2 tRNA genes and 3 rRNA genes are annotated in these 5,474 nt (G+C 55.4%); all 5 read right to left on the reverse strand.

The features are described from left to right. Positions 1–144 precede the first annotated feature (144 nt). Positions 145–254 (reverse strand): 5S ribosomal RNA (gene rrf, locus QA596_12750). A 79-nt stretch (positions 255–333) separates the two neighbouring features. Then, positions 334–3,233, reverse strand: a 23S ribosomal RNA gene (locus QA596_12755). A 150-nt stretch (positions 3,234–3,383) separates the two neighbouring features. After that, positions 3,384–3,457 (reverse strand) — tRNA-Ala (locus QA596_12760). A 5-nt stretch (positions 3,458–3,462) separates the two neighbouring features. Further along, positions 3,463–3,539: transfer RNA gene (locus QA596_12765), tRNA-Ile, on the reverse strand. A gap of 79 nt (positions 3,540–3,618) precedes the next feature. Further along, positions 3,619–5,162: ribosomal RNA gene (locus QA596_12770) — 16S ribosomal RNA — on the reverse strand. Together the 16S, 23S and 5S rRNA genes with 2 tRNA genes alongside form the textbook arrangement of a ribosomal RNA operon. Positions 5,163–5,474 lie beyond the last annotated feature (312 nt).

Below are 5,474 nucleotides of genomic sequence, written 5' to 3' on the forward strand. Positions count from 1 at the left end.
GGGGGGGGGAGTGCCGGTGTGCCCCGGTCAGGGTGTGGCGGGAGGGGTGAGTCGTTATGTTGCCGGGCCAGGGTGTGGCGGGCAAAAAAAAAGCGGGCGGCTGAAGCACAGCGGCCCGCTAAAGGGGGGGGGGATAAAAAAAAGATGAGGCGACGACCTACTCTCCCGCTTTTGGCAGTACCATCGGCGCTCTGGAGCTTAACGGCCGTGTTCGGAATGGGAACGGGTGTGACCTCCAGGCTATAATCACCTCATCAATCTGTTGTTGACTAATAAAAAGACGATTGGGTAAGAAAGCTGCCGTGGCGCCGGCCACGGCCTGTGCAGAACAAAAAACAAAAGCCGTAAGAGCGATTAGTACGGTTTGGCTGAACATGTTACCATGCGTACACCGACCGCCTATCAACCAGGTCGTCTTCCTGGGCTCTTGGGGGAATACTTATCTTGGAGTGGGCTTCGCGCTTAGATGCTTTCAGCGGCTTATCCCGTCCGAACATAGCTACCCTGCGATGCATGCGACCACACAACAGGTACACCAGCGGTTCGTCCACCCCGGTCCTCTCGTACTAGAGGCAGATCTCCTCAGTATTCCAACGCCCACAGTAGATAGGGACCGAACTGTCTCACGACGTTCTGAACCCAGCTCGCGTACCGCTTTAAATGGCGAACAGCCATACCCTTGGGACCTTCTCCAGCCCCAGGATGCGATGAGCCGACATCGAGGTGCCAAACCTCCCCGTCGATATGAACTCTTGGGGGAGATCAGCCTGTTATCCCCGGAGTACCTTTTATCCTTTGAGCGACGGCCCTTCCATAAGGAACCGCCGGATCACTAAGCCCAGCTTTCGCTGCTGCTCGACGTGTATGTCTTGCAGTCAAGCTCCCTTGTGCCTTTACACTCGCGGCACGATTGCCAACCGTGCTGAGGGAACCTTTGGGAGCCTCCGTTACTCTTTAGGAGGCGACCGCCCCAGTCAAACTACCCACCATGCACTGTGCCCTGTGGTCACAGGGTTAGAACCCAGATCAGTCAAGGGTGGTATTTCAAGGGTGGCTCCACATCGACTGGCGCCGACGCTTCGCTGCCTCCCACCTATCCTGCACATGACTGGTCCGAATCCAATGCAAAGCTATAGTAAAGGTTCACGGGGTCTTTCCGTCCCACTGCGGGTACTCGGCGTCATCACCGAGACCACAATTTCACCGAGCTCATGGCCGAGACAGTGCCCAAATCGTTACACCATTCGTGCAGGTCGGAACTTACCCGACAAGGAATTTCGCTACCTTAGGACCGTTATAGTTACGGCCGCCGTTTACCGGGGCTTCAGTCAAGAGCTTCGCCGAAGCTAACTCCCTTCCTTAACCTTCCGGCACCGGGCAGGTGTCAGTCCCTATACATCCACTTTCGTGTTAGCAGAGACATGTGTTTTTGGTAAACAGTCGTTTGGGCCTTTTCACTGCGCCCTGCATCGCTGCAGGGGATCCTTCTCCCGAAGTTACGGATCCAATTTGCCGAGTTCCTTGGCCATGAATTACTCGAGCACCTTAGGATTCTCTCCTCACCCACCTGTGTCGGTTTACGGTACGGGCCGCAACAACAAACTACGACGCTTTTCTTGGCAGCATGATTAGCCTGACTATCCGTTCGGCCGAAGCCTCCCGGTACTGTCGACGCTCAGCCTGGTGGCCGGCGGATTTGCCTGCCGGCCGGCCTAACGCCTTCAACGTGGTATTTCGTCTCCACGCGCAGGGGTCACTTCTGCGTCACGCCTTAGCCACGCGTTGTCGCGGGTACGGGAATATTTAACCCGTTTGCCATCGGCCTGCTCTGGACCCGCCAGAGGTGCCTTAGGACCCGACTAACCCTGATCCGATTAGCGTTGATCAGGAACCCTTGGGTTTTCGGTGGACAGGTTTCTCACCCGTCTTATCGTTACTCATGCCTACAGTTTCTCTTCCCGCTGCTCCACCGCCCGTCTCCAGGCGACTTCTACGCCGCGGCAATGCTCCCCTACCCCTTGCAGGTAAACCTGCAAAGACACAGCTTCGGCAACCGACTTGATGCCCGGACATTTTCGACGCCGGGTCGCTCGACCAGTGAGCTATTACGCACTCTTTAAATGAATGGCTGCTTCTAAGCCAACATCCTGGTTGTCTGAGCAACCCAACCTTCTTTGGTCAACTTAGCCGGTATTTGGGGGCCTTAGCTGGTGTTCTGGGTTGTTTCCCTTTTGCGGCAGGACGTTATCACCCTGCCACTGACTGCCGGACTTCTCACTACGGTATTCGGAGTTTGTCAAGGTTTGGTAGGCGGTGAAGCCCCCTAGCCTAATCAGTGCTCTACCTCCGTAGCTCAGCATCCGACGCTATACCTAAATATATTTCGGGGAGAACGAGCTATCTCCAAGTTCGATTGGCTTTTCACCCCTATCCACAGCTCATCCGATGGCTTTTCAACGCCAGGCGGTTCGGACCTCCACCGGGTGTTACCCCAGCTTCATCCTGGCCATGGATAGATCACTTGGTTTCGCGTCTGCCCCGCCGTACTGCGCGCCCTTTCAGACTCGCTTTCGCTCCGGGTCCACCCCAAAGGGGCTTAACCTCGCACGACAGGTGCAACTCGTAGGCTCATTATGCAAAAGGCACGCCGTCACACATCCAATCACGAATGACTGAATATGCTCCGACCGCTTGTAGGCACACGGTTTCAGGTACTTTTAACTCGCCGTCTCGGCGTTCTTTTCACCTTTCCCTCACGGTACTTGTTCACTATCGGTCACCGAGTAGTATTTAGCCTTGCCGGATGGTGCCGGCGGATTCAGGCAGGGTTTCTCCGGCCCCGCCCTACTCAGGATACCACTACCAACGCCTATGCTTACGCCTACAGGGCTTTCACCTTCTGCGGCCGGCCGTTCCAGGGCCGTTCGACTTTACATATGCGCCAGATCACGTGGTCCTACAACCCCGAAGGCCATTGGCCTCCGGTTTGGGCTACTCCCCGTTCGCTCGCCACTACTTGGGGAATCACTATTGTTTTCTTTTCCTGCCCCTACTTAGATGTTTCAGTTCGGAGCGTTCGCCCCCGGTCAGAAGACCGGGTCATGGGGTTGTCCCATTCGGAAATCCGCGGATCACAGCTTCTTTGCAGCTCCCCGCGGCTTATCGCAGCTTTGCACGTCCTTCTTCGCCTCTCGGTGCCAAGGCATCCACCATGTGCCCTTTGGTGCTTTTGTCTTTTGGCCTGCACATGCACGTGTGCAGCGCCCGGGACCGGCCTGACGGCCAGTACCCTCTGGTTTTGTTTCTTTCTTACCCAATACGTCAAAGAACCCGCCGGCTTAACGACCGGCACTACTACTATACTGTAAATCCTTTTCTACTCGTGGAGCTAGCCGGAATCGAACCGGCGACCTCCTGCTTGCAAGGCAGGCGCTCTAGCCAGCTGAGCTATAGCCCCTTAGGTGGTGGGCTTGGGAGGAGTTGAACCTCCGACCTCACGCTTATCAGGCGTGCGCTCTAACCACCTGAGCTACAAGCCCAGCGCCCCTGCCTCTGCCGAGGAAAAAACAAGAAAATCGCACAGCGAAAATGACCCGACGGTAACTCGGCTCTCCTTAGTAAGGAGGTGATCCAGCCGCACCTTCCGGTACGGCTACCTTGTTACGACTTAGCGCCAGTTGCGAGTCTTACCCTGGATACCTGCCTCCCGAAGGTTAGCACGGCATCGTCAGGTACTACCCACTTCCATCGCTTGACGGGCGGTGTGTACAAGGCCCGGGAACGTATTCACCGCGTCATTGCTGATACGCGATTACTAGCGATTCCAACTTCACGGAGTCGAGTTGCAGACTCCGATTCGAACTGGGATCGGCTTTACGGATTAGCCACTGCTCGCGCAGCAGCTGCCCTCTGTACCGACCATTGTAGCACGTGTGCAGCCCCGGACGTAAGGGCCATGATGACTTGACGTCGTCCCCACCTTCCTCACTACTTGCGTAGGCAGTCTGGCTAGAGTCCCCGACATTACTCGTTGGTAACTAACCACAGGGGTTGCGCTCGTTGCGGGACTTAACCCAACACCTCACGGCACGAGCTGACGACAGCCATGCAGCACCTTCCACCCCGTCCCGAAGGAACCTCCCTTTTCGGGGAGTAGCAGGGCAGATTTAGCCCGGGTAAGGTTCTTCGCGTTGCATCGAATTAAGCCACATGCTCCACCGCTTGTGCGGGCCCCCGTCAATTCCTTTGAGTTTCATTCTTGCGAACGTACTCCCCAGGTGGTATGCTTAATGCGTTAGCTGCAGCACTGATCACGGCCGAACCGTGACCAACACCTAGCATACATCGTTTACAGCGTGGACTACCAGGGTATCTAATCCTGTTCGCTCCCCACGCTCTCGTGCCTCAGCGTCAGTTGTGACCCAGCAGGCCGCCTTCGCCACTGGTGTTCTTCGTAATATCTATGCATTTCACCGCTACACTACGAATTCCACCTGCCTCTGTCACACTCAAGAATCCCAGTTTCCATGGCACGTTTACCGTTGAGCGGTAAGATTTCACCACAGACTTAAGACTCCGCCTACGCACCCTTTACACCCAATGATTCCGGACAACGCTTGCACCCTCCGTATTACCGCGGCTGCTGGCACGGAGTTAGCCGGTGCTTATTCAACGGGTACCGTCAAACCCGGACGAATCCAGGCCATTCTTCCCCGACAAAAGCCGTTTACGATTCAAAGAACCTTCTTCCGGCACGCGGCGTGGCTGCGTCAGGCTTTCGCCCATTGCGCAATATTCCTCACTGCTGCCTCCCGTAGGAGTCTGGCCCGTGTCTCAGTGCCAGTGTGGGGGATCATCCTCTCAGAACCCCTAAGCATCATCGTCTTGGTAGGCCATTACCCCACCAACTAACTAATGCTGCGCAAACTCATCTGCAGACGCCCCGAAGAGCTTTAACAACTGTGGCCATGCGGCCCCGCTGCATTATGCGGTATTAGCCCCGGTTTCCCGGGGTTATCCCCCATCTGCAGGCAGATTGTTTACGTGTTACGCACCCGTACGCCAGTCTCATCATGAAGCAAGCTTCATGAATCCCCTTCGACTTGCATGTGTTAGGCCCGCCGCCAGCGTTCGTCCTGAGCCAGGATCAAACTCTCCGTTGTAATCTTGCTTCTATTACATACCTGTGAGCCTGTCTCCCGACCGGTCATTTTTTTGCCTTGATCCCAAATCGTGACCCGAAGATCACGACCCGGGGGCTCGCTATGCGATTTTCTTGTCTTTTCAATCGGTCAAAGAACAGCACCACCCCAACTTCGGGGCAGACTCCAAATATACACTATTATCAGATCCTTTGTCAAACTTTATTTTTGCAAATATCGCCGACCTAAAATCCCCCGGACTCAGCCGGAACTCAAAATATACCAACTCACCATTCCCTTTGTCAATCCATTTTTAAAAGATTTTTTCAGGGC

The organism is Balneolales bacterium ANBcel1 (genome assembly GCA_029688905.1).
In the GTDB taxonomy this organism is placed as follows: Bacteria; Bacteroidota; Rhodothermia; order Balneolales; family Natronogracilivirgulaceae; genus SLLW01.